Genomic DNA, 24,650 nt, shown 5'->3' on the forward strand with positions numbered 1-24,650 from the left:
GTGTGGGTTGCAGCTGATTATTTTTTGTTTTTTTGGGTGTGCATCCTTCTTTACACTTGGTTGGGTTTGTATCAAAGGTTTGTTTGTGTGTTGGCGCGTTGTTGGGTGTCTCGGGCAGCACTGTGTGTTGTTCGTTGACCATCATTTACCGCGGGTGAATGCTTTGATCGTTTGCTTGTGGTTGTGGTTGGTGTGGTGTGTGAGAACTGTATAGTGGACGCGAGCATCTGTACGCATGATGCAGCTTTGTTGTTGTGTTGTGTGTGCTGTGATTTTTTCTTTATGTGTTTATTTTGTTGTGTGTTGTAAGGGCGCATGGTGGATGCCTTGGCATGCTAAGCCGATGAAGGACGTGGAAGGCTGCGTTATGCCTCGGGGAGTTGTCAATCGAGCGTTGATCCGAGGATGTCCGAATGGGGAAACCCGGCTGTGGTTATTCGCAGTCACCTGCTGGTGAATATATAGCTAGTATGGGGGTTACGCGGGGAAGTGAAACATCTCAGTACCCGTAGGAGAAGGAAACAATATGTGATTTCGTGAGTAGCGGCGAGCGAAAGCGAATGGTGGCTAAACCGTATGTGTGTGATACTTGGTAGAGGTTGCATGTGCGGGGTTGTTGGGAGCGATTGTATGACTACTACCATGGTTGTGCTGATGTGCGCGTGTTAGGTGAAGTGGTTTGGAATGGCCCACCGGAGTGGGTGAGAGTCCTGTAGCTGAAGGCATGTGTGTGTTGGTTGATTGTTTCCCGAGTAGCGGCGGGCTCGTGGAATCTGCCGTGAATCTGCCGGGACCACCCGGTAAGCCTAAATACTTAGTGTGACCGATAGCGGATAGTACCGTGAGGGAATGGTGAAAAGTACCCCGGGAGGGGAGTGAAATAGTTCCTGAAACCATGTGCTTACAATCCGTCAGAGCACCTTTTGTTGTGTGATGGCGTGCCTTTTGAAGAATGAGCCTGCGAGTCAGCGGCATGTCGCGAGGTTAACCCGTGTGGGGTAGTCGTAGCGAAAGCGAATCCTAATTGGGTGTTGTTAGTGGCATGTCCTGGACCCGAAGCGGGGTGATCTACCCATGGCCAGTGTGAAGCAGCTGTAAGAGGTTGTGGAGGCGCGAACCCACGTAGGTTGAAAACTGCGGGGATGAGCTGTGGGTAGGGGTGAAAGGCCAATCAAACTCCGTGATAGCTGGTTCTCCCCGAAATGCATTTAGGTGCAGCGTCGTAGTTGAGCTTTGTGGAGGTAGAGCTACTGTTTGGTTGAGCGGGACTATCATCTTAGCAACATCAGACAAACTCCGAATGCCATGTAAGTGTTCTACGGCAGTGAGACTGTGGGGGATAAGCTTCATAGTCGAGAGGGAAACAGCCCAGATCGCCGGCTAAGGCCCCTAAGGGTGTACTAAGTGGAAAAGGATGTGGGATCGCGATGACAGCCAGGAGGTTGGCTTAGAAGCAGCCATCCTTGAAAGAGTGCGTAATAGCTCACTGGTCGAGTGGTTCTGCGCCGATAATGTAGTGGGGCTCAAGTACACCGCCGAAGCCGCGGCAACCATCTTTGATGGATGGTTGGGTAGGGGAGCGTCGTGCATGAGGTGAAGCATGAGTGTGAACACGTGTGGATTGTGTGCGAGTGAGAATGCAGGCATGAGTAACGAATTGTAAGGTGAGAATCCTTACCGCCGGATGACTAAGGGTTCCTGGGTCAAGTTCGTCTTCCCAGGGTGAGTCGGGACCTAAGGCGAGGCCGACAGGCGTAGTCGATGGATAACCAGTTGATATTCTGGTACCCGAGTGTGTGCGTCAATGGTAAAGCAGTGATACTAACCATGTTCGAGACTTATTGATTATGCCCTTTTTGGGTGTGTTGATAGGTTGAGTTTGTGGGGCCTGATCCGTGGTCCAAGTGATGGGGTGACGCAGTAGGGCAGCCACGCCGCTTAGTGGATTGTTGGTGTAAGCGTTGAGGTTGGTGCCATTGGTAAATCCGGGTGCTGTATCTAAGGCGTGATGCATAGCCCGTACAGGGTGAATGTGGTGTGCTTGTGCTGTCGAGAAAAGCCTCTAGCGAGTGCATATTCGGCCCGTACCCTAAACCGACACAGGTAGTCAGGTTGAGAATACTAAGGCGTTCGGGTGAACTGTGGTTAAGGAACTCGGCAAAATGTCCCCGTAACTTCGGGAGAAGGGGAGCCTCACTGGTTGTATAGGCTGGTGGGGCCGCAGAGAATAGAGGGGTCCGACTGTTTATCAAAAACACAGGTCCATGCGAAAACGTGAAGTTGATGTATATGGACTGACGCCTGCCCGGTGCTGGAAGGTTAAGAGGACCTGTTAGACCTTTTGTGGTCGAAGCGGAGAATTTAAGCCCCAGTAAACGGCGGTGGTAACTATAACCATCCTAAGGTAGCGAAATTCCTTGTCGGGTAAGTTCCGACCTGCACGAATGGCGTAACGAGACCCCTGCTGTCTCAACCACAGGCCCGGTGAAATTGCAGTACGAGTAAAGATGCTCGTTACGCGCGGCAGGACGAAAAGACCCCGGGACCTTCACTATAGCTTGGTATTGGTGTTCGGTTTGGCTTGTGTAGGATAGGTGGGAGACTGTGAAGTATGCACGCTAGTGTGTGTGGAGTCGTTGTTGAAATACCACTCTGGCTTGATCGGATACCTGAACCTTGGCCCATGATCTGGGTTGGGGACAGTGCCTGGTGGGTAGTTTAACTGGGGCGGTTGCCTCCTAAAGAGTAACGGAGGCGCCCAAAGGTTTCCTCAGCCTGGTTGGCAATCAGGTTTTGAGTGTAAGTGCACAAGGAAGCTTGACTGTGAGAGTGACTGCTCGAGCAGGGACGAAAGTCGGGACTAGTGATCCGGCACCTACTTGTGGATGTGGTGTCGCTCAACGGATAAAAGGTACCCCGGGGATAACAGGCTGATCTTCCCCAAGAGTCCATATCGACGGGATGGTTTGGCACCTCGATGTCGGCTCGTCGCATCCTGGGGCTGGAGTAGGTCCCAAGGGTTGGGCTGTTCGCCCATTAAAGCGGCACGCGAGCTGGGTTCAGAACGTCGTGAGACAGTTCGGTCTCTATCCGCCGCGCGCGTAGAAACTTGAAAAAGGCTGTCCCTAGTACGAGAGGACCGGGATGGATACACCTCTAGTGTGCCAGTTGTCACGCCCGTGGCATGGCTGGTTGGCTACGTGTAGAAGGGATAACCGCTGAAAGCATCTAAGCGGGAAGCCTGTTTTGAGATGAGGTTTCGTTTGAGGTGCCCTAGAGATTATGGGGTTGATAGGCTAGATCTGGAAGCGTTGTAAGGCGTGGAGGTGACTGGTACTAATTCGCCGAACTACTACAACACGCCAATCGTTGGTTGGTGTTGCGTGTAAAGAAAATGATTGTTTGTTGTTTGCGTCCACTATGCAGTGTTTGACACTCCACACTGGTGTGTGTGGTTGACGGATTAACGCTTGTTTGTGTTGTCTGGTTGGTTGTGTCGGTGGTTTATAGCGGCAGGGAAACGCCCGGTCCCTTTCCGAACCCGGAAGCTAAGCCTGCGTCGCGCTGATGGTACTGCACTCGGGAGGGTGTGGGAGAGTAGGTTGCTGCCGACACTTTATAATTTCATGTTTGGGCCTGTTGGCTGTGGTTACACTGTGTGCACCCTGTGGGTGTGTGGTGGTTACCGCGGTTGGCAGGCCCATTCTTGTGTATCTATAAACACCCAAACCGTTGGGAACACCCGGCATAGTTTGCGGCGGTGCGATAGTCCACGTTGCTCATCAGGTACGCTCGTACAGGTTACTGGCGTTCGCACCATATAGGAGGCACCGTGGAGCCTATTTCCGGGGTTTTACTTTTTAGTATGGGAATATTGGCTGGAATAATTAATTCCGCTGTCGGCTCTGGTTCCTTGTTAACTCTCCCAGTCCTCCTAGCAGTAGGCATTCCACCTGGGGTAGCAGTTCGAACCAACACCATTGGCATGATGTTCGCGTCATTCGGGACGGTCTACGGGTTCCGCAAAGAGATCGCCCGCGAACTTCCACATTTGGTTCCCATGAGCATTGCCACCATCGTGTTTTCAGCTCTCGGTTCAATTTTGTTGCTTGGGGCTTCTACACGTGCGCTTGACTTCGTTATTCCGGTTCTGATTGTATTCGCGCTCGCTCTTGTTATCTTCCAGCAACAGATTATTCGCGTGCTATCCCGATGCAGCTCGCGTAGTAAAACAGTTGAGACCCAAGCTGAACCAAGTGCTGAACTACACGAGCCAGTGGGCAGCGTATATCGAAAGCCCGGTCTCATCGCACCAATGGGGCTTGCGGCTATGTATGGCGGCTTTTTCACCGCTGCCCAAGGTATCCTCTACATGGCGATTCTCGGGGTCGGTACCGGACGCTCCTTTAAAGACGTCAACCCGGCCAAGAATTTCCTTTCCATGATTGTGAACGTGACAGCGGCAGCCGTTTACATCATCGCGTTTTTCTTCTTCGGCTCCGAGGTCCTGTGGATTGGCGTTGTTATTTTGGCCTGTGGGGGACTTCTCGGCGGCGTGGTGGGCGCACGCATAGCCAAGAAAGTCTCCAACCACGTACTGAAGGCAGTCATAGTGGTAGTTGCGCTAGTGGCATTGGTGCGCCAATTCGTTTAACTACGGGTTAACCTGACCTAATTATTGCTGCGTACACGAATCATTAGGCTCCGCGTGTATTTTACCCATAACCTGGGCCGCTGGCGCCGGTGCTGCTGCGTTGTTTCCTGGGAGGCAGTCACATATTAATCTTTGGAGATTCCATACGAATCACGAAGTGTCACGGTTCGTTTACCGTCCCCGTGGACATCGCCCTCAACGCTGTAAAAGTCAATCTTGAACGTGCTGTCAGTAACCGTATACACAGCAAAGTGTTGGTGCTGCGACTGACGATTATTGGAATGTGATTCTGCGAAATCAGTCGATGTATCTGGTTGCTCAGCAATATCAAACAGGCTGCTCTAGTAGTCGGTGTCGGCTTCGTCCATCCAGTCGAGCTTGGGACGAACCTTCGCGACGTGGTCGGCACCTTTTTGATAGATAGCGGCATAGGCTTTCGTCCCAGAAGTATTCGGGATCACGTAGGTTACCCCATCAGGGTTCACGTGATGCTCGACGCCATCGATTGTTTTCTTTTCGGTATCTTCGACTGCTCCATACGCGAAGTTATCGGGAGTATATACCAACGACTTCGTGCGCGTGAGGTTGTGATCATGGCCTTGCATGACGACGTCGACGCCGAGCTCGTCGGCAAGCTGAACGAAATCTTCGCGGGTTACCTGCACGTCCTCATCTTGGAGTGCGTGGTACGAGGCGGAATATACCGGCTTATGATAAGCCAGCACGACCCAATTGGCGCCGTTCTCGCGGGCCTGTGCAATATCCTGTTTTGCCCATTTCATTTGTTTCTGACCAATGGCGCCTTGCTCCGGGTTGTCTTCGGATGCTTTATTGTCATTGGTGTTGAGTATGACAAAGTGCGCACCGGAATGATCAAAAGAGTAGTAGGAGCCACCGGTGACTGCGTCGTTGGTGATAGGCACATTGGTGTGATTGTTAAACGACTCCAAACTCTTACCGTCCTGGTAGCGCAGACGGTATTCGTCGTGGTTCCCCGGGGTATAAGCATGCGGAAGCCGCAGATTTGATTTCTGGGACAAATCCAGGTTGTCTACCCACTCATCTTCGACCGCAGCGGTTTCGACGAAATCGCCGGTATGCAACGCAAACAAAGCCTTAGGTGCAGTCTCACGGGCCAATTCCAAAGTATTCGCGCCGTAAGCCGCCTCATTATTCACGTTGGCGTTCCAATAAGTGTTTTGCGTATCGGTATAGTGAATAAAGCTAAATTCTTCGGAATCCGCGGCGGAAGTACGGAAACTTCCAACCTCTGAAAAGCCTTCTTCTTCGCAACCGACCTCGAAAAAGTACTCAGTTCCGGGTTCTAAGCCCGTCGCGGTCGCTTTATTCGTGTGCTCTGTGACCTCGTGGAGCTCGAGAAAACCGAGGTCTGAGCCAGCGCTAGTCCACTCCGTGTTGCTGCGATCGAGCTGCTCATCAGTGAAATAGCCATGTACTTCTTGCGGCGTACCGTCGTCGGCAAGCAAAAAAATCGCCATCGTCATTGGTGGCGATGTCAGCATAGATATAGAAACCATCTTTGTCGCGTTCGGCGTACTCACTGGTGACTTCCGTGGTCTCGGCCGGGAATTCAAGTGGTTCCGCCATGCCCGCATCTGTGGACACACGCACCATCGATCCCGGCACATCGTCAGTGGTGTACCAGTTAAACGACATTTTCGTCGACGGGTCTTCGGGCAGATTCATCGCGATACGGTTCGGCTCATTATTTTTTGCTACCGGCGCCACCTCGGGTTTTTCTGCCGAAAGTTCCACGGTTTGCGAACCAATCTCCGCGGTTCCATCGTGGCCACCGTTCGTTGCCTGCGTTACTGCGGCGGAATCCGCGCTAGCGGCAGCCCCGTCGCCGCCTGCTACACCATCGTTGGCTGATGTTGTGCAACCACCCAGTAATAATGCGCAGATCGTCACTGCAATGAGCGAACGGTTTGCCGTCTTGTTCTTCACCACGAAAATCGGATCCCTTCTCAAACTGTGTGCGTGGACACGTCATAGTGTGCCGTGGTGGGATTGACTGCGGGTTACATCACAGCAATCGCGACATGAACTTTCATTAACCCTGTGGTGAAGCTTGGCGAGACCGTACAGATTACTGGGCGGCACAGATTGCTGGGCCGCACACTTAACTTAGGCGCAACAGGTCAAAGCGGGTGTCTTGTACCTCGTCTAGCCGATCAATATTCTTCTGCAACGTGGTCCATTGATCATGCGGAATAGACGTGCGCGCGATACGTACTACCTCTGCTTCAGGGGTACCCCAGGCAATCGGCATGGGGCTGATTTGCGCCCAAGTATCCGGCCCAGAAGAATTTCGCTGCAATCGCCCCGCGACCGCCGCAACGGGTACTTGGGCTCCGACTTTTTTGTGTTCTAAACCAGGAATATCTGTCACGGTGCGCAACGCCAAAGCTGGCTGTGGTTCTGCCTGCGGATCAATAGCGGCGTTGACCAGCGCCATCAGTATGACGTCGCGTTCATTGACCTTTGCGATGACCGCCGGGGCCAGCGGGTACCGGTCATAGAGCTGCTGCGCGGTGCCTACTTTCTTGGAACCTGCTACACCCACGATGGCCATGATGATGCCGAATAGGATCAAAGCGATTCCGACGGTGATGCTCCAGGTTGGCTGTACCAACCACGTCACTAGTACACCAGCGACAACGAGAATGCCGCCGAACAACAGACCAGAGACTAAAAGCCTCCGAGAATCGCGCAGCATCTCGTTGTGTTGCTTCGCAAATGCCTCATCAACCTCGAATTTAAATACTTTCATTCCCATGGAAGGATCCTTCGGTGTGTAGTTCGTGTCTCGTGGGGTTCGTGTGCTTGTGTGCTCATGCGCTTAGCTGCGTGGATGAGCCGAGCATCAGTTATTCGTCGAGAAGCTGCAATGCCGGAATATCACCGGCGTCGACCAGCCGGTAGCCGTAGCCCTGCTCTGCCAGAAAACGTTGCCGGTGCAGGGCGAATGTTGCATCGACAGTATCGCGGGTGACCACGGTGTAAAAATAGGCCACCTCGCCCGTTGATTTTGGCCGTAGCAGCCGTCCCAGCCGTTGGGCTTCTTCCTGCCGGGAGCCAAACGTGCCGGAGACCTGCACGACAACGGCAGTATCCGGCAGATCGATCGAGAAATTCGCCACTTTGGAAACCACCAGGGTCGTAATCTCACCAGCCCGGAATTGCGCAAATAATTTTTCGCGCTTCGCCGCTGAGGTGCGGCCATCGATTAGGGGAGCACCGGTGCGTTGTGCCAGGGCTTTCAGCTGGTCCAAATATGCACCGATCAACAAGGTCTGTTTGCCTCTGTGTTTGGCCAAGATCTTGTCGACGACGTCGAACTTCACCGTCGAGCAGGCCGCCAGACGGTAGCGGTCCTTAGATGAGGCGGTGGCGTATTCCATCTTCTCGGCACTCGGCATATCTGCCCGCACCTCGATGCATTCTGCGGTGGCGATAAAACCTTGTGCTTCCAACTCTTTCCACGGGGCGTCGTAACGCTTCGGGCCGATCAACGAAAACACATCGCCTTCGCGGCCATCTTCGCGAATGAGGGTGGCTGTTAATCCCAAGCGGCGCCGGGATTGCAGGTCCGCGGCCATCCGGAAGACCGGGGCCGGAAGCAGGTGCACCTCGTCGTAGATGATCAATCCCCAGTCGCGGGAATCAAACAGTTCGAGCGCTCGGTATTCACCTTGGGTTTTGCGGGTCACCACCTGGTAGGTGGCGATGGTGACTGGCTTGATTTCTTTCTTTTCGCCGGAATATTCCCCAATTTCTTCGGGAGTCAGACTCGTGCGGCGAAGCAACTCATCGCGCCATTGTCGCCCGGCAATCGTGCTGGTCACGAGAATAAGCGTTGTTGCTTGGGCCTTGGCCATTGCTGCTGCACCGACCATTGTTTTACCCGCACCGCACGGCAGTACGACGACACCGGAACCGCCTTGCCAGAATGATTCGGTGGCATAGCGCTGGTAGTCGCGCAGCCGCCAGTCGACGTTTTCTGTCGACAACGCCATGGGGTGGGATTCGCCGTCGACGTAGCCGGCGAGATCTTCTACCGGCCAGCCAACTTTCAGTAGCTCTTGTTTGAGCCGCCCCCGCTCTGAAGGCGGAACCGAAAATGTGTCGGCGTCGATGCGCGCGCCCAACATCTCCGAAATGGTGCGGTGCCGGGAGATCTCCTCGAGCACGGGGCGCTCAGTAGTTTCTAGAATCAGCCCCTGGGTGGGGTGGTTCTGCAGACGCAGCCGCCCATAACGGGACATGGTTTCGGCGGTATCAACCAGCAGCGATTGCGGAACCGGGAACTTTGAGTAGGTTTCCAGGACGTCGACAACTTGCTCAGCATCGAAGCCTGCGGCCCGCGCATTCCACAAAGCGAGCGGGGTAATACGGTAGGTATGCACATGCTCGGGGGCTTTTTCGAGCTCCGCAAAAGGCGAAAGCGCAACCCGGGCGGCATCTGCTTGTGGATGAGCGACTTCGAGCAAACAGGTCTTATCCGATTGCACGATCAACGGGCCATCGCCGAAGGACACGAATGTTGCTCCTTTCTCGAACACCTCGAACACCTCGAACACACAGTCTTTCCTATGGTACTCGCCTGCATGCACCGCTGCGGTGTGACAAATGAGACGCTTGACGACGGTCGGGCACGCATCTGGGAAACTAGCGCGATCAATGCGTTCGGGTTAATGTGTGCAACCACACGGTAATAGAGGGTTGTCATGTCAGGGAGGAGAAACCCGTGCCAGGAGTATTTGATGCCGTCGTTGAGTGTCAGCGGTGCCACCACGTAGGATTCGCCGATCCTGCCCAGGGCTGCGCGGAATGTGGGCACGACCAGGTCTCCATTCTAGTGGCCTAGCGTCCGCTAGCTTGCTCTTAGTTCTTAGCGGCTCAGCTCTTAGCACCTCAGCGCCAGTGGCGCAGTCTGGTGCGGCATGAACCTCGGGATACCGTTTAGTCAGCGTGCGCGACATCGATAATGCGGTGCAGGGGAATCCGCCGCACGCTACCATCACCAGCCACCCTGATATCAACATTGCCGCCAAAAATGGAGAGCACGGTGGCACGAACCTGCTGACGTTCGCCTGATTTATTGGCATAGCCCACCGCGAGTAACCGCCCGCTGCGTTGGGCGAGCTCCACGGTATTGCTGATTTCTGCGGTAGAGGTGGCCGGTGCCGCGTTTGTCGACGCCCTGCTTGTCGATGTCGTGTTTATCGACGCCGTCTTTCTGGGCGTTTGTGGCGACGCCACACCGGCGACGGCGGAGGATTCCGTGGACGAGCCTGCAGAAGATCCCCTGTCGTGTGACCCTAGCTTGTCGACGATTCCTGCGATACGCGCAGCATCTACCCGCGGTGCAGATGTCGGCTTTGCGCGTGGTTGCGGAACACGGGCCGGGCTGAGGCGAATGTCTACGCCGTGTCCACTGCTGTCTTCGGCTACCGCATAAAAATTGTGTTGCGCCAAAACCTGCACGACCGCCGCCAGCGGCCGCTGTGAAATCAGCACCGTGGGAGCGATGCGATGGATGGCGATTTCCTCGGCCACGGCGGAATGCTCTAGCAGGTCTAAGGTCTCGGGATCGTCACAGCGCAGATAGGATACTGCCGGACCGCCCCGCAAACCACCGTGGTGCCGGGCAAGCTCGCGAATCACAGAAATCATGGAATCCGGCACCGGCGTGAGACTGTGCTCGCGCAAAAACGCAATTATTTGTTCACCGGAACGGCCCGCATCCAACCCGCGGCGCACCGATGATTCTTCTATGCGATACAGGCTGGCCAGGCCTGGCGATTCAAGCTTTGCGATGAGTTCGAGCTCGCTACGTACCGCGTATTCCAGCGGTCCGGGGCACATGACGGTGAAATCAGCTTGCACGATGAACTCACTCACCGTCGCGGGGCAAAGCTTGTGCGCTGCGCTCAACACCGGGTCGGTTGGTTCTTCTTCCACGGCAGTGGAAGTTCGTGCAGTGGAACTCCGCGCGGTGGTGATCCCGGCAGAAGATGCGCTGCTGTGGTTGTGGTCGCCGGTACGCTGTTGCTCGGTACGGTTTTCGTCGGCAAGCAATGCCAATGCAGGCGTGCTCAGGCGGCCGTTACTGATGGCACCGACCCATTCTGCCTCCTGCAGCAGGGGAGTAAGCAGTGCTTGGGTTTGCTGCGTGATCAGCTTGGGGTACAAAAACAGCAGATCCTGCCACAACTCGTGCGCGGTGATGGGGCCACGTGCGCTACTACGGGCATAACCTCGGACCACTAGCCGACGATAAAACGCCAGGCGATGGTGGCTAAATTCCGGATGTAGCAGCCTCTGATGAGCTTCTGTGCCGCCGAATTGTGTGGTGCCACCAGTATCTGGCAGCAAAGTCCACCACGGCCATAGTGAATCGAGCCATCCGCGTAGCAGCATGGTCCAGCGCGTCGGCAAATCAGCTTCCTGCCACTCATCGGCGCGCCGGGTTGGGGCCAGGTAATTGCCTTCGCCCTCAGCAGGCAGGGGGTGTGGCTCTCCCGTGCCGATGACCCCGGCAGCATGGGCCAGCGCGACCACGCGATAGACCTCGGCTGTGGTCCGCTCCAGGTGCTGGGCGAGAAGTTTGCTGCTGCGTTGTCCCAGACCACCGTTTTTCAGCATCGGCACCGGGTGCGTGTCTAAAAGGTCGAGGAGGCTGGAGATTTCCCGGCAGGCTTCTAGCCCGGTGGCAGTGGCCCCGGAATCGGTGGTCTCTTGTGCGGTGGTGGCACTATTCGACGAGTCCGCAGAGAGCTCGGACTCCGAGGGATTCCGTGCAGGCAGATAATGCGCAGCAACGGCCGCATCGCTGTCCCACAGCTCAGAGGATATCCGCGAAGAAGGTAGCAAGTGTACATCGGTGGCCGGTAGTCCGCTCACAATGCGGTTGACTGATACTGGCAGGGTGACTGTGGAATCGTCAATGGCGCGTAGCACGCCGGAGTTGATCATCTGCGTGATCGGATGTTCCGGGTCATCGCTGCGGGCGTGTTTGGTGGTTCCCAGCCCGCCACCGGCGTGGATGCGCCGCAATATTTCTTGGTGTTTTTCGGGAAGCTTGTCGACGACGTCGGCGGGCACCGATTCTTGGTATAAAAGCCGGTCACGGTGGGAAAGAAGCTTGTCTACCCGAGCCGGAATCCACATGAGGGAAGTGTCCTCAGTGTCCTCAGGGGCCTGAGGGACGTCGGTGTCCGCAGCGTCCTCAGCGCCCTCGGCGATTGGGGTCTTCTCCGTAGCAGAGTAGGGGAAGACCAGCGCGTGATCACGGAGTTGCTGCAGAGTTTGCGACAGCAGATCGGCCGTGGAGTTGGTTGCGGTGACGCTGTGTTGCTTGTCGACGTCTACTGCATAGTTTCCTTCGACGGATGCGTCGGCACGCGGTGGTGGATCCTGGTGCGCATTCTCTAACTGGGTGCCTGCTAAAACCCGGACTACATCTTTCCGGGAGACCGGTTGAGTATGTGCACCTGTGGCCAGTAAGGCTTCGAGAATTGCGAGTTCGGTGGCATTGCGCTGTTCAATGGCACGGGCGAGCGAAGCCGGGAGCAGCAGCCGGTGGGCGAGTGTGTGGAGGTCATGTGGCTGCGGTATCGCGATATCAGAGCGGGCCTGTAAAACCGTGGCGAGCTGCTGGTTTGTGCGGCTGTGTAGCCACTGTTCGACGAGTTCAGCCGGCGAGCGTGTGATTGGGTGATCAGCCATAATACTGCCAGATTTTACGCTGTTGAGGTTCATAGTTGGTCCGCTTACTTTTTGCGGAGATTTTTGGCAGAATAAGGTTTATGGCGAACGTAGAAAAATTTAACCCTGCATGGCCGACTCACCTGGAAGATGGTGATCACCCGGTTACTGAGCTGCATTCCAAATTGACTGGCGCTTCCAGTCCTTTCGGCGATGATTTGGTGCTGCCGATTCCTGCCGAAAAGCTCAACTACGTGCACCCGTACACGCGTATTAATAAATAAGTATTAGGCACAGGGCTTTGCACACTAGGGTGCAAAGCCCCTGCGGTCACGGCTAGCGACGTTGTGGTCACGGTTGGTTCCGAACACGCTTTCAGCGCAGCCGCGGTTTACGCGGTTTGCTCTGCCTGCACGTGACTTTCTGACATAGCAAAACCTCCGGTACTCGTTTGCTTCAGTACTGGAGGTTTTCTGTTTCTTACAGCGGCTTGGATTCTAGGGCTTGTTACAGTGTGCCGTAGCTTAGCTTGGGCGCCTTAGCTTGGGCGCTTTAAGCCTGACAAGAACCTATCAGAGCCGTTGAGGGCTTATGGGCTTTTAGCGCAGGTTCAGGATGGAATCGATAGCGCCCGCATTAGCCCGGTAGAACTCATCGACGTTAGGAACTCCAGCGACGGCACCCTTGGCCTGAGCCAGTGCATGCTGGTAGGCGTCTGCGATTGGTGCTGGAACAGCCAGACCGTAGTTTGCCAAGGTGGACTCGATTTGCTGGTATAGATCTTCCACCGGCTGGAAAGCGTTGCCTGTGGCTGGGCCGGTTGCGGCGCGCTCTCCGGTGTACTGCGCAGGAGCAGCTGCTGGGGCTGGAGCTGGGGCAGCGGCAGCGGCAGCGCCATTTGGTGAGCGGTCCAAGTTAGGTGCGGAGTTCAAGCCCAGCTTGGCGGAGCATGCAGGCCAAGCGCCCCATCCTTGGCCAGCCAGGGTGCGCTCTGCAACCCAAATCTGCTGCGACTTGGTTGCCTGGTGTGCAGCAGGGGCGAACTGTCCGCCGCCGAAGGCGTGCCAGGTGGAATTGGTGAACTGTAGGCCACCAGAGAAGCCGTTACCAGTGTTGATGGACCAGTCGCCGCCTGCTTCGCATTCTGCCAAGCGTTCCCAGTCGGAGATGGGTGCGGCATCGGCAGCTGGGCTAAACAGTGCAGCAGAAGCGCCCACGGCGGCGGTGGCTGCTGCAAGTTTGGTCATGCGCTTGCTTTTCACGTTGCTGTGGCGTCCCATTGGATTTCTCCTTGTGCCGCATACTGAACCCGTGTGTAACGATTGCTGCACAGATCGTGGTGGTCGTATCGCGCCCTGCTCGGGTTCGTAGTGCGGTCTTGGTTGTGGCAAGTGCGCGATGGTGACCGTGTGCCTGCCTAGAAAGACTAGCGATTTATAACGAATGTGTCACGCTTTGGCGCAAAAATGGACACAAAATCGTGATGAATGTGGTGAATGTGAAACTACAGAGAAAGAAACTGCAGGTGAACGTGCCATATGAACTAAGTCACAGTAATGTGGTGAGGGCATAGGACCAGCCTTCCCACGGCATTGCTGTCTCCGCTATCGGTGTCATTGGCACCGCTGGTTTCGGCATCATTGGTGACACCACAACCGCCATGCGTCTGTGCCTACAGTTCTCGTTTCGCGTTAAGGTTGGTGGGCTAAAATTAGCCCGGATATAATAGAGACTTTACGCGCATTTACAACAGATACCCGCGCACACAAAGATCAACGACACAGAACGAGAAATAATAACGAAGGTGGTGGAATCGTGCCGATTGGAAAAGTGAAATGGTACGACGCAAAAAAAGGATTCGGCTTCGCCTCTAATCCAGGCGATGCGGACGTATTCGTCGGCAAGAATGTCCTGCCCGACGGCGTTGACGAGCTTTTGCCGGGCCAGCGCATTGAATTTGACTTCGCGGCTGGGCGCAGGGGGCCGCAGGCGCTTCGCGTCAAGGTGCTGGATAACCCGCGGCGGAAGGCTGGAATCGCACGGAAACCAGAAGAACTGCACTCTCTGGTCTCGGATGTGATGACAGTGCTCGAAAGCCAAGTACAGCCAGCGCTGGAAAATGGGCGCTACCCGGACCGGAAAACCGGACGCCACGTCTCAGAAATTTTGCGCGCGATTGCGAAAGACCTCGACGCCTAGTATTTCCGCAACTTAGTGTGCCTAGTTCGCCGGAGCCTCGCCTCCGTCGGTCTCGCCCTCCTCGTCGTACGGAAGATCCGCACCGTCCATCGTCGAAATGGACCACACGACTGAATACGGAGTTTCCTCGCCCTCGTCGTCAGTGCCCACCACAACAGTGGAAATTTCTACGACGAGCAGGCGGGCATCATCGGCGGACCCGGAAATTTCTACCGAATCGGTGTCATAGGAACCATGCAAGATCTCATCATTAGCGGCTGGGTCATCATAGATCTGCAGTACTCGCCACTGCGTACTATAAATTTCCTCGGGGATTTCCAGCCGTAACGTCTCGTCGGCGTCGACAAGCAACTCATTTACTTCGCCCTCGGGGCATTCCTCACCCAATTCGCATACGAGATACGGGGTGATCTCGGCTTCGCGGTCTCCGACGCTGGCATGCACGGTGATCTCGCTTGGCTCCGCCCCCGGACGGTTTTGCCACCAGTTTTGGAACACGAGGGCAGCAACGGCGACAACAACGACCGCGACGATGAGCACCAAAACCTGAATCAGCGATTTCCGCTTCGCTTCTTTACGGGTAGCCATGCCCACCAGCATACTTTTCGGCGTTATACATTAAGCAGCGGGGACGAATTTTTACCGCCCTAACATGCTTACCCCGCATAGCATGCTAGAACCGGCAGAACTCGGTTTAACCGGCTGGGACAAACTCCACCTCGTATAAATCAGGCCAGCGCTTCCCAGTAACAAAGAAATGACCAGTGCTGTCCTGGAACGCGATGCCGTTGAGCACGTGATTGGGATCAGCTGTGGCATTATTCTCCAAGCCCGAGGCATCGATCACGGCGTCCACTTCCCCGGTTTCCGCCGAAAAGCGAATGATCTCATCAGATAAAAAGATATTCGCGTAGACATCATCGCCGACGCATTCCAGCTCATTAATCTTGCCGACGGGCGTGCCAGCCGCTGTAACCCGTAGCTCCTCACCAGCGCGTGGTGCAAAAGTCACCGGATCGCGTTTGCTGATGGTATCCGAGCCGTCAGAAACCAATAGTTCTCCCTCGCGTGCGCAGACACCCCATCCCTCGCCGTCGTAGTGCACGCGTGTGGTTTCTGCGAGCGTGTGTGGATCGCGTGCAATGGCCTCGCCGGCCTGCCAAGTTAACTGCCAGATGATATCGCCAGAGCGGGTGATACCTTCACCGAAAAACTCGTCGGCAAGCTCAGCATGCTCGGCAATGGAATGGTCAGCGAGATTGGCACGGTAGATGCGCGACTGCCCCCACTTCCCAGTGCCCACCAGCAAGGAACCATCGTCGTCAAATTCCAAACCCTGGGTAAAAGACTCCGGAGAAAACGGGTGCGTGGCAAGCACCTTTGGCACGAGTTTTTTAACGTCTCCGGAGTTCATGGCTGCTGAGCTAAGGACAGAATTATCGGCGGATTCTGCCTGTGCCGTTGTCCGACCGGTTGCCTCACCTGCGGCCGGAGCAGCGGACTCAGCGGTTTTTGGCACGGCAGATTCCTCTGCATTACTGCAACCTGTCGCTAGCACCGCCACGGCTAATCCCGCAGCGAGAACGCTCCTGCGGGGAGAATGGCAGCCTGCTGTGAATATAGTACGGGGACCCATGTCGTTTATTGTGCCGCATGTGGTTCATAATGGGGACATGACAAGACCGCCTTCACAGCCAGCGCACTCTGCAACAGGTCAACACGCAGATTCCGCGGCAGAAACCACCCCAGAAAACAGCCTAGAAAGCAGCGCAGAAAACTCCACAGCACACGCACAGGCTGAGCGTGGATTCCTGGACCGCTACTTCCACATCAGCGAACGAGGAACGACGATCCCGAGCGAAATCCGCGCCGGGGTCGTGACCTTTTTCGCCATGGCCTACATCATCATCCTGAACCCACTGATCTTAGGCACCACGGAAGATGCAGAAGGCACGGTCCTGGGCATTCCACAGGTCGCTGCCGTGACCGCACTGGCGGCTGGCGTCATGACCATCCTGTTCGGGGTAATTGCAAAATACCCGTTCGGCTTCGCGGCCGGGTTGGGCATCAACACCCTGGTTGCGGTCACCCTGGTCATGGGAGAAGGGCTGACCTGGCCGCAAGCCATGGGCTTGGTGGTCATCGACGGTATTATCATCGTCATTCTGGCCATCACCGGTTTCCGGGAGGCCGTTTTCCATGCCATTCCGGCGGCGATGAAATCCGCTATCGGTGTCGGCATTGGATTGTTTATCACCATGATCGGCATGGTCGACGCCGGCTTCGTGCGCCGTATCCCGGATGCCGCCGGAACCACAGTTCCTGTCCAGCTCGGAATCGACGGCTCCATTGCTAGCTGGCCCACCCTGGTTTTCGTCATTGGTCTGCTGATCTGCGGATTCATGATGGTTCGCGGAATTCGCGGTGGCCTGTTCATCGGAATCGTTGCTACCACCGTTATCGCCGTGATCGTCGAAGCTATCGCTGAGGCCGGTCCCTCCGTCGATGACCAAGGCGAAGCCAATCCCACCGGCTGGAACTTGGCCGTACCGTCGGTCCCAGATTCTTTGGGCGGTATGCCTGATCTTTCATTAGTTGGCGCGATCGATGTCGTGGGCGCTTTCACGCAAGTTGGCGCATTGGCGGCCACGTTGCTGGTATTTGCGCTGGTGCTCGCGAACTTCTTCGATGCGATGGGCACGATGACCGCCCTGGGTAAGCAAGGCCAGCTTGTCGACGACGATGGCAACCTGCCGAATTTGAAGAAGGCACTGGTTGTTGAAGGTTTCGGTGCTGTGGTTGGTGGCGTTACTTCGTCGTCGTCGAACACCGTGTATGCCGATTCCGCCGCCGGTGTCGCCGATGGTGCACGCACAGGTTTAGCAAACGTTGTTACGGGCCTGCTGTTTTTGGCCGCGATGTTTTTGACCCCGTTGTATGAAATCGTGCCGATGGAAGCTGCTGCACCCGTCCTGGTTGTCGTCGGTGTGCTGATGATGGGCCAGGTGAAAGACATTGATTGGGATAAATTCCACATTGCGTTGCCTGCCTTTTTGACGATTCTGGTGATGCCTTTTACCTATTCCATCGTCAACGGAATCGGAGTAGGAGTGATTGCCTTTACTGTCATGAACCTGTTTGCTGGAAAAGGCGCAAAGACCCACTGGATCATGTGGCTGCTTACCGGTTTGTTCATCATCTTTTTCGCCATTGAACCGCTACGTGCGGTTGTGGGTTAGGACGCAGGCTTTCCCATGGCGCCGAGTGGAAACAACTCTGCGGCTACCGCCTCCGTAGATAAAGTAGCGACTAATACGGCAGGGGTTTCTGTAGATGATCCGGTCTTCGCTGATATCCGGCTGCTGAATCACCCGCGGCTGCGGCCGGATCGCCAACCGCGCTTAGCAGTGGGCGTGAAGGGGGAGTATGTACCAGCGAAGCGCTCGCCTGTCGTGCTTGCCGACGGCGCGCTACCGCTAGCGCGCATGTGCGCACAAGATGCAGTGGTTGCACCAACGGCCATTTTTGGGCGGCGAGAAAAACTAGCGCAATTTGCTGCAGACTACCCGGGGGAGTGGGACGCGATCGTGGCAGCAGAGATCCCAGTGTATGACGTTCCCGCCGCGTTATTGCGCGAAGTAGTGGGGTTCGATTTGCACCGCGGGCTACTCGGTGTGGCGCCACGGCCAGCAATCCCGGATCTACAACAACTATCCGGGCGCGCAACGTCTGGACCTGAAATTTCTTCCGCTTCGGGGATTCTTCACGGTGCCCGCACCGTCGTCATCCTAGAAGGAGTCGGCGACCCTGATAACATTGGTGCGATTTTTCGTTCCGCAGCATCGCTGGGGGCTGATGCGATCCTGGTTGGTGCTGGCTGTAGTGATTTGTGGGACCGCCGCGTTATTCGGGTCTCCCTAGGCCAAGCATTACGCGTGCCTAGTATTCGCATTGCTGGCGGGCCCAACGATTGGCACCATGGCCTCGCTGGTTTACAAGAGGGTGGATTTCATGTCGTTGCTTTGAGCCCCGGACATGGTTCAGTAGAACTTCGTCAAAGCCTCGTGCACGATGATGGCACGGGCCGGGAGAAAGTCGCGTTTTTGCTGGGGGCTGAGGGGCCCGGGCTGAGCAGCCACGCCATGGCAGCTGCCGATAGCAGAGCGGTTATCCCCATGGCGGCCGGCGCAGATTCTCTTAATGTCGCGACGACTGCCGCGTGTTGTCTTTATGAACGTTGGCGCGCGCGAGATTAATTGCGGTCGAGGTGGCGCAACTGCTCGCGTAGTTTCGCCCAGCCAGTGCGCGTCTGTCGCGCTGCAACTTTTCCGAGCTTGCCCACGATACGGGCGGTGGTGGTTGCGCCAGTCATAAACGTCGAGGTAATTGATGATTGTTCGGCGTTTGCTGCGTGATTTTCGTAGTCGTCGTAGTTTTCAGTTTTCTCGGTGGTTTCTACCAGTGCATGTGAGCCGCCCGTGCGGCCGCGGGCGAATTTGGGTTCCGGGCGGCCGTCGAGTGCGAAGCCGACGACGTCGATATCTGGGCCTTCCGCAGAAAAATCAATGCCGAGCCAGGCTTTGTGGGCGTCGGCAAGCAAATCAGCTGGCGCGAAGGGCAAAGCAATGCCGCCGAGCTGTGGGCTGCGTTCGCCAGCCCACAGTGGTGCCTCAAAACCATCGGGCAGGCCCTCGTTTTCGAAAGTTGCATAGCGAGTCGCGGTGAGGCTGCGATAAAGCTCGCCTTCATGCCAGTGTGCAATACCACCAAACCCAGTCTCACCATTGAAGGCAAAGGCGTAGACGTCTTGTGCTGGAAGAGATTCCCGTAAGCGCGGCGATAGCTTAGATAACTCCAGGGCATCATCGATGATGGTTTGTACCACGGTGATTCCCGGGTAAGCACCGATATAGTATTCCTCGGCAGAGACCTGGGCAGAGCGGTTCAAAGGGAATTGCCCCAGCAAAGTGATTGGTGCTGAAGGGTACATTTGGGCAAGATATTTCCGGCCAAAACCGCGGTCAGCGACGGGATTATTGGCCAAAATCTGGGCTGGCTGGTCTGCAGCATCGAGGAACCACAGTGTGACCACTGCAGAGCGGTCTGCTGGTTGTGAGCCGTCGGAAAGTGGATCCGGGGTGCCGGGTTGGCGAGCCTCGTACTGCGTCATAGCAAACCTTCGATGCGATAGTTGGGGTTAGCGGCGGGGGCGTTTGGTATTGGCCCGTACGCCGAGCAAAACATCTTCCCAGTGTGGGGTGGTTGCTTTGCGACGGCGTTTTTTCGGTGCTTCGGAGTCTGGGTGTTGCAGAAACTCGTTGTCTTGTGCTTGGCCGTCGTTTGCTGGATCGCCGTTTGTTTGTTCTGTGTCTGTGCGATCCGTCCGATCAGAAGTCTCATCCGCGGTTCCGTCCCCGTCTGCCACGACTGGGATGTCATCGCGGGTGTCTTCTTCGTCGCCTGAACGACTGCCAGGATTATCGATCGCGTTTCGCGAGGTATCTGCGGTCTGTAATGGGTGCGAACCTGCGCGCTTGCGTTGTTTATGCGCGGATAGTTCGTCTTCTGGAAGCTGATCGCCTGAGATGAGGCCGTCGAAACCTGCGTTGTATGCATCGCGGGCATCGTCACCGACTCGTTGGGGACGGGTTAACGATGTCACTGAGCGGACCGGCTGGATGAAATCGGGATCGACGAGATCCGCAGCCACGGGGTTACGGGGTTCGACAGTATCGGCGGAAGTAGGGTGGCGGTGGAAGAGCCATTGCGCGGAATTCTGAGATAAACCGGCAGTCCACGTCACCTCAATGGTCCAGGGTTCTCCGGCCACACTGCGGTGTGCATCCCAGTGTGCATCCGCCAGCGAATGTCCGCGCGCAGCAAACGAGGTAGCTAGTACCTCCCACAAGGTGAGCCGGTCTGGGCCACCATCCCGGACAGGGTGGGCTTGTTTTGCCATTTCCGCGATACGTTCGCGCTCCAAAATGACTGGGTGTGCGAAAGGCTCCACCCGGGAGACATCGACGCCCATTTCGTCGGCAAGTTCCTGTGCGCTGGCACCGGCCCGGATTCGTTGTTGAATTTGGTTCGGACGCATCGACATAGGCTGATTACGCGATCGATCACGATCAGCCATGCCACGGCCGCCACCGCTAGCCCCCTGGTTACCGCCAGTAGGAACCATGTGCGGAATTTCTGGCTTGGGCTCCTGCTGCGCAGACGAGTTGGCGTCCGGCATGTGCGCCGCCCCATCCGTGCTGCCATCGGAGTTCTCGTTAGTGGTAGAGCTAGACGACGGCATGGCCGCTAGGTTCGGAGCGGTGTTGCCGTCGTGCTCGTTGTCCGTGCCTGCGTGGTGGTCCTGGGAGCTCGCTGACAGGGCATTGTTGGCCCGTTCTGTGTCCTGAGCAGTATCCGTAGCTGTGTCAGTCGGATCTACCTGCTCGATGATCGTGACTGCAGAATCAGAACCAGAATGAGAAGCAGAACCAGTAGCACCAGCTGTCTGCGACGGGGCAGCGTGCGCTCCTAAGACGCGCAGAAGCTCGTCACTGACGGGAAGCTCGTAACTTTGGCCGTCCTCGTCGCGAAAGTACAAAACCGAGGCTTGGAGGTCGTGGCCTTCGAATGCTAACTGGTGCATAACTGACTCCTTAGTGTGCAGTAGCTGCCGAAAATCTTACCGGTTTTCGCTACCGTTATCGAGAATATAATCGATAGCACGCGTGAGCACAGAGACATCGCCCGGCTCTATGGCAGGGAACATGCCGACGCGCAGCTGATTGCGTCCCAGCTTGCGGTATGGCTCCACATCCAGAATGCCGTTAGCACGCAAGGTTTTTGCTAGCTGGGCCGCATCGACGGAATCGTCGAAGTCAATCGTGCCGACGACGAGGGAACGGTTATCGGCGTTGCCGACAAACGGGCTAGCTTCTTTGCGTTCGGTAGCCCAGTCGTAGAGAATCTGGGACGATTCGCGGGTTCGTTCTACCATGCCGGCCAAGCCGCCGTTGTTATTCATCCATGTGATTTGCGCATCCAGCATAAGCAAGGTTGCGACCGCCGGAGTGTTGTAGGTTTGGTTTTTGCGCGAGTTCTCCACAGCTGTCTGCAAATCCAAAAAGGCCGGGATGAAGCGACCGGAATCCTTGATTTCTTTGATGCGCTCAATCGCTGCTGGCGACATGATTGCGCACCACAATCCACCATCAGAAGCGAAGCACTTCTGTGGTGAGAAATAGTAGACATCTGTTTCTGCGATATCGACCTCAAGGCCGCCAGCGCCGGAGGTGGCGTCGACGACGACGAGTGCATCGCTGCCTTCTGGACGTTGTACCGGGACCATTGCGCCGGTTGAGGTTTCGTTGTGTGCCCACGCGATGACATCGCAGTCATCCATAGCCTGTGGGGTAGGAGCGCTCCCAGGCTCTTCCTTGATGACCGTGGGCTCGTCCAACCACGGCGCCTGCTGCGAGGCCTTGGCGAATTTTGCGGAAAACTCACCGAAGCTCACGTGGCCAGACTTCTTTTTGATCAGACCAAAGGTGGCGGCATCCCAAAAAGCGGTGGCGCCGCCGACTGACATGACGACTTCGTAACCTTCTGGGATGTTGAATAATTGGGCAAGTCCATCGCGAATATTTCCAACGACATCTTTGACTGCTGGTTGGCGGTGGGAAGTTCCAATGATGGTGCTAGCGCCGTCGACGACAGCTTGAATTTGGGCTGGCTGCACCTTGGAAGGGCCGCAGCCAAAGCGTCCGTCCGACGGAATTAAGTGTTCAGGCAGAGTCAGTTGGGATGCAGAATCCATGTTCAAAAGGCCTTTCTTCATTACGACGTTAAGTGCAGTTAGTTCGGTTCGCGTCTGCGGTTCTTGTATGCAGGCACTGCTGGCACTGCTAGCACTACTGGCTGTGTCCACCGTGCCCTTTCACTATAGGCTGTGACCGGTGAGCGTGCGGCTAGTGGCTGGAGTTTTGGGCCACTATTGCGGAAATAATGTTGATGGCATCACACAGTTTGGTAATATGAGTGCCACCAGGATGCGGTCGGAATTGGCCGGATCCGCCATCGGTGAGTCGTTTTCCGTATTATCGATTATTGCGATTCAACCAATTAGCGAAAGGTTCATTGTGGCTTCTGACAATAATGACAAGGCTGTACTTCACTACCCTGGTGGTGGATACGAACTGCCGATCGTTAAAGCAACCGAGGGAAACTCAGGCCTGGCCCTGGGCAAGATGCTCGGCGAGACCGGCTATGTAACTTATGATCCAGGCTACGTATCCACCGGTTCTACTGAATCGAAGATCACCTTTATTAATGGTGATGAAGGAATTCTGCGCCACCGTGGATATGACATCGCGGACTTGGCCAACAACTGTAGCTTCAACGAAGTTGCTTACCTGCTGATCAAGGGTGAGCTGCCAAACAAGGAACAGCTGGATGCGTGGAATAACGATATCTTGCGCCATACCTTGTTGGATGAAGATTTCAAGGCACAGTTCAACATCTTCCCACGTGATGCTCACCCAATGGCGGTTTTGGCTTCTTCGGTCAACATTTTGTCGACCTACTACCAGAACGAGCTGAACCCGCTGGATGAAAAGCAGCTGGACAAGGCAACAATCCGCCTGCTGGCTAAGGTTCCGATGTTGGCTGCGTACGCTTATCGTGCCTCCCAGGGCAAGCCGTATATGTATCCAGATAACTCCTTGGATCCAGCCTCGAACTTCCTGCGCATGATGTTCGGTTACCCAACTGAGGAATACGAAGTAGACCCAGTCCTGGCCAAGGCTCTGGACAAGCTGCTTATCCTGCACGCTGATCACGAGCAGAACTGCTCGACTTCCACCGTTCGCATGGTTGGTTCTGCGCAGGCTAATATGTTCGTCTCCATCGCTGGCGGCATCAACGCTTTGTCTGGCCCACTGCACGGTGGTGCTAACCAGGCAGTTCTGGAGATGTTGGATGACATTCAGAACAACCACGATGGTGATGCGACCGAGTTCATGAACCGCGTGAAGAACAAAGAAAAAGGCGTTCGCCTGATGGGCTTCGGGCACCGCGTGTACAAGAACTACGATCCACGCGCGGCTATCGTCAAAGAATCCGCTCACGAGATTCTGGAGCACCTGGGCGGAGATCCAATGCTGGACTTGGCCATGAAGCTTGAGGAAATCGCTCTGAACGACGATTACTTCGTCGAGCGCAAGCTGTACCCGAACGTAGACTTCTACACCGGGCTGATCTACCGCGCTATGGGCTTCCCAACGGATTTCTTCACCGTTTTGTTTGCTATGGGCCGTCTCCCAGGCTGGATTGCACAGTACCGTGAGCAGTTGACCGAGCAGACCAAGATCAACCGACCACGCCAGATTTATACCGGCGAAGGTCGCCGTGACGTCCCATCGCTGGATCAGCGCTAAACCTTTCTGCGTGCCGCAGGCGCGTCACTCTTGGCGAAAGCCTGCGTAGCGCCTAGGCTGGATCTAGTCACACTAGGTCCAGCCTTTTTGGCTGCCGCATTTCATCACTGGTGATGAGTGCCAAAGCAAGACGTGGTTTGTTACGACGATCGTTTGACGTCTTTTTGGCAACGTGAAGATATTTCCCAGTTCACAAGGAGAATTATGGCAATGGAAAAACCCGAGATTGCAGAATTTTCGGGCCCGGCACCGACTGATCTCGCATCTGAAGACATCGTCATCGGAGACGGTGCCGAAGCCGCTGCCGGTGGAGTAGTGGAAGTCCACTATGTCGGTGTCGACTATGAAACTGGCCAGGAATTCGATTCCTCATGGGACCGCGGCCAAACCATTGAATTTCCGCTGCAAGGTTTAATCGCTGGCTGGCAAGAAGGTATTCCCGGGATGAAAGTCGGCGGACGTCGGCAGCTGATCATCCCGCCGGACAAAGCATATGGTCCAGCAGGAGGCGGACACCCACTCTCTGGACGCACGTTGGTCTTCATGATCGACCTTCTCTCGGTCGGTGATGCTCACTAAGCGTTTCGCTTGGTTATAGCAGGCCCGTGGCCTGAAAGCGCTCAAGGCGCCGC

18 protein-coding genes and 2 rRNA genes are annotated in these 24,650 nt (G+C 55.8%); 9 read left to right on the forward strand and 11 right to left on the reverse strand.

Annotated features, from left to right (window positions below; translation table 11 throughout):
• Positions 1 to 295 precede the first annotated feature (295 nt).
• From ACP8MI_RS03120 to ACP8MI_RS03130, 3 genes are all read left to right on the forward strand, one after another.
• Positions 296 to 3,361: ribosomal RNA gene (locus ACP8MI_RS03120) — 23S ribosomal RNA — on the forward strand.
• A 134-nt stretch (positions 3,362 to 3,495) separates the two neighbouring features.
• Positions 3,496 to 3,614: ribosomal RNA gene (rrf, locus tag ACP8MI_RS03125) — 5S ribosomal RNA — on the forward strand.
• A 218-nt stretch (positions 3,615 to 3,832) separates the two neighbouring features.
• Entirely contained in the window at positions 3,833 to 4,654 is an 822-nt protein-coding gene (locus tag ACP8MI_RS03130) for a sulfite exporter TauE/SafE family protein (RefSeq protein WP_126844385.1), read from the forward strand.
• Positions 4,655 to 4,995: 341 nt separating this feature from the next.
• Here the strand turns inward: ACP8MI_RS03130 and ACP8MI_RS03135 are convergent, their stop codons facing one another.
• From ACP8MI_RS03135 to ACP8MI_RS03155, 5 genes are all read right to left on the reverse strand, one after another.
• The gene (locus tag ACP8MI_RS03135; protein ID WP_249606409.1) at positions 4,996 to 6,159 is read right to left on the reverse strand and encodes a purple acid phosphatase family protein; all 1,164 of its coding nucleotides are present in this window, start codon (positions 6,157 to 6,159) and stop codon (positions 4,996 to 4,998) included.
• The gene (locus tag ACP8MI_RS03140; protein WP_236588375.1) at positions 6,092 to 6,625 is read right to left on the reverse strand and encodes a fibronectin type III domain-containing protein; all 534 of its coding nucleotides are present in this window, start codon (positions 6,623 to 6,625) and stop codon (positions 6,092 to 6,094) included. The genes ACP8MI_RS03135 and ACP8MI_RS03140 overlap by 68 nt, the downstream gene beginning before the upstream one ends.
• A 172-nt stretch (positions 6,626 to 6,797) precedes the next feature.
• The gene (locus ACP8MI_RS03145) at positions 6,798 to 7,448 is read right to left on the reverse strand and encodes a DUF3239 domain-containing protein (RefSeq protein ID WP_026168002.1); all 651 of its coding nucleotides are present in this window, start codon (positions 7,446 to 7,448) and stop codon (positions 6,798 to 6,800) included.
• 97 nt (positions 7,449 to 7,545) lie between these two features.
• On the reverse strand, positions 7,546 to 9,216 hold the full coding sequence (locus ACP8MI_RS03150) for a DNA repair helicase XPB (protein WP_249606410.1): 1,671 nt from the start codon (positions 9,214 to 9,216) through the stop codon (positions 7,546 to 7,548).
• 424 nt (positions 9,217 to 9,640) lie between these two features.
• A complete protein-coding gene (locus ACP8MI_RS03155; protein ID WP_284589923.1) occupies positions 9,641 to 12,409 on the reverse strand; it encodes a helicase-associated domain-containing protein in 2,769 nt (922 codons plus the stop codon).
• An 80-nt stretch (positions 12,410 to 12,489) separates the two neighbouring features.
• Between ACP8MI_RS03155 and ACP8MI_RS03160 the strand changes: the two genes are divergently transcribed.
• Positions 12,490 to 12,672 carry a hypothetical protein gene (locus ACP8MI_RS03160; protein ID WP_018121166.1) on the forward strand — a complete coding sequence of 61 codons (183 nt, stop codon included), beginning with the start codon at positions 12,490 to 12,492 and terminating at the stop codon, positions 12,670 to 12,672.
• A 315-nt stretch (positions 12,673 to 12,987) separates the two neighbouring features.
• Here the strand turns inward: ACP8MI_RS03160 and ACP8MI_RS03165 are convergent, their stop codons facing one another.
• Complete coding sequence (locus ACP8MI_RS03165) at positions 12,988 to 13,668, reverse strand: resuscitation-promoting factor Rpf1 domain-containing protein (protein ID WP_126844389.1); 681 nt, start codon at positions 13,666 to 13,668, stop codon at positions 12,988 to 12,990.
• A gap of 535 nt (positions 13,669 to 14,203) precedes the next feature.
• Between ACP8MI_RS03165 and ACP8MI_RS03170 the strand changes: the two genes are divergently transcribed.
• Positions 14,204 to 14,587: a cold-shock protein gene (locus ACP8MI_RS03170; protein WP_018121168.1), complete on the forward strand. Its 384-nt coding sequence runs from the start codon at positions 14,204 to 14,206 to the stop codon at positions 14,585 to 14,587.
• A gap of 21 nt (positions 14,588 to 14,608) precedes the next feature.
• Here ACP8MI_RS03170 and ACP8MI_RS03175 read toward each other — a convergent pair whose 3' ends face one another.
• Both ACP8MI_RS03175 and ACP8MI_RS03180 read right to left on the reverse strand, forming a co-directional pair.
• Complete coding sequence (locus ACP8MI_RS03175) at positions 14,609 to 15,175, reverse strand: DUF2771 domain-containing protein (protein WP_026168004.1); 567 nt, start codon at positions 15,173 to 15,175, stop codon at positions 14,609 to 14,611.
• Between the two features lie 106 nt (positions 15,176 to 15,281).
• Positions 15,282 to 16,106 (reverse strand): glutaminyl-peptide cyclotransferase, encoded by an 825-nt coding sequence (locus ACP8MI_RS03180; RefSeq protein WP_126844390.1) that lies wholly within the window; start codon positions 16,104 to 16,106, stop codon positions 15,282 to 15,284.
• Between the two features lie 154 nt (positions 16,107 to 16,260).
• On the opposite strand from ACP8MI_RS03180, the gene ACP8MI_RS03185 reads away from it, so the two are divergent.
• Positions 16,261 to 17,826: an NCS2 family permease gene (locus ACP8MI_RS03185; protein WP_238635843.1), complete on the forward strand. Its 1,566-nt coding sequence runs from the start codon at positions 16,261 to 16,263 to the stop codon at positions 17,824 to 17,826.
• A gap of 15 nt (positions 17,827 to 17,841) precedes the next feature.
• The gene (locus ACP8MI_RS03190; protein ID WP_126844392.1) at positions 17,842 to 18,843 is read left to right on the forward strand and encodes a TrmH family RNA methyltransferase; all 1,002 of its coding nucleotides are present in this window, start codon (positions 17,842 to 17,844) and stop codon (positions 18,841 to 18,843) included.
• Here the strand turns inward: ACP8MI_RS03190 and ACP8MI_RS03195 are convergent.
• Genes ACP8MI_RS03195 through serC form a run of 3 tightly spaced genes read right to left on the reverse strand, consistent with a single transcriptional unit; the run spans position 18,840 to position 22,400 of the window.
• A complete protein-coding gene (locus ACP8MI_RS03195; RefSeq protein WP_126844394.1) occupies positions 18,840 to 19,757 on the reverse strand; it encodes a DUF6928 family protein in 918 nt (305 codons plus the stop codon). The two genes, ACP8MI_RS03190 and ACP8MI_RS03195, sit on opposite strands and share 4 nt — an antisense overlap.
• 27 nt (positions 19,758 to 19,784) lie before the next feature.
• A complete protein-coding gene (gene sepH, locus ACP8MI_RS03200; RefSeq protein ID WP_126844396.1) occupies positions 19,785 to 21,230 on the reverse strand; it encodes a septation protein SepH in 1,446 nt (481 codons plus the stop codon).
• Positions 21,231 to 21,266: 36 nt separating this feature from the next.
• The gene (gene serC, locus ACP8MI_RS03205) at positions 21,267 to 22,400 is read right to left on the reverse strand and encodes a phosphoserine transaminase (protein ID WP_284589922.1); all 1,134 of its coding nucleotides are present in this window, start codon (positions 22,398 to 22,400) and stop codon (positions 21,267 to 21,269) included.
• 322 nt (positions 22,401 to 22,722) lie between these two features.
• Between serC and ACP8MI_RS03210 the strand changes: the two genes are divergently transcribed.
• Both ACP8MI_RS03210 and ACP8MI_RS03215 read left to right on the forward strand, forming a co-directional pair.
• The gene (locus ACP8MI_RS03210; RefSeq protein WP_284589926.1) at positions 22,723 to 24,018 is read left to right on the forward strand and encodes a citrate synthase; all 1,296 of its coding nucleotides are present in this window, start codon (positions 22,723 to 22,725) and stop codon (positions 24,016 to 24,018) included.
• A 210-nt stretch (positions 24,019 to 24,228) separates the two neighbouring features.
• Positions 24,229 to 24,597 (forward strand): FKBP-type peptidyl-prolyl cis-trans isomerase, encoded by a 369-nt coding sequence (locus ACP8MI_RS03215; RefSeq protein WP_049150480.1) that lies wholly within the window; start codon positions 24,229 to 24,231, stop codon positions 24,595 to 24,597.
• Positions 24,598 to 24,650: the final 53 nt, after the last annotated feature.

It is taken from the genome of Corynebacterium sp. LaCa_70, assembly GCF_058182015.1.

Coding starts and splice junctions, on each gene's coding strand:
- ACP8MI_RS03135 (WP_249606409.1), bottom strand. CDS start 6,159: ATGACGATGGCGATTTTTTTGCTTGCCGACGACGGTACGCCGCAAGAA.
- ACP8MI_RS03145 (WP_026168002.1), bottom strand. CDS start 7,448: ATGAAAGTATTTAAATTCGAGGTTGATGAGGCATTTGCGAAGCAACAC.
- ACP8MI_RS03155 (WP_284589923.1), bottom strand. CDS start 12,409: ATGGCTGATCACCCAATCACACGCTCGCCGGCTGAACTCGTCGAACAG.
- ACP8MI_RS03160 (WP_018121166.1), top strand. CDS start 12,490: ATGGCGAACGTAGAAAAATTTAACCCTGCATGGCCGACTCACCTGGAA.
- ACP8MI_RS03165 (WP_126844389.1), bottom strand. CDS start 13,668: ATGGGACGCCACAGCAACGTGAAAAGCAAGCGCATGACCAAACTTGCA.
- ACP8MI_RS03175 (WP_026168004.1), bottom strand. CDS start 15,175: ATGGCTACCCGTAAAGAAGCGAAGCGGAAATCGCTGATTCAGGTTTTG.
- ACP8MI_RS03185 (WP_238635843.1), top strand. CDS start 16,261: ATGACAAGACCGCCTTCACAGCCAGCGCACTCTGCAACAGGTCAACAC.
- ACP8MI_RS03190 (WP_126844392.1), top strand. CDS start 17,842: ATGGCGCCGAGTGGAAACAACTCTGCGGCTACCGCCTCCGTAGATAAA.
- ACP8MI_RS03195 (WP_126844394.1), bottom strand. CDS start 19,757: ATGACGCAGTACGAGGCTCGCCAACCCGGCACCCCGGATCCACTTTCC.
- sepH (WP_126844396.1), bottom strand. CDS start 21,230: ATGCACCAGTTAGCATTCGAAGGCCACGACCTCCAAGCCTCGGTTTTG.
- serC (WP_284589922.1), bottom strand. CDS start 22,400: ATGGATTCTGCATCCCAACTGACTCTGCCTGAACACTTAATTCCGTCG.
- ACP8MI_RS03215 (WP_049150480.1), top strand. CDS start 24,229: ATGGAAAAACCCGAGATTGCAGAATTTTCGGGCCCGGCACCGACTGAT.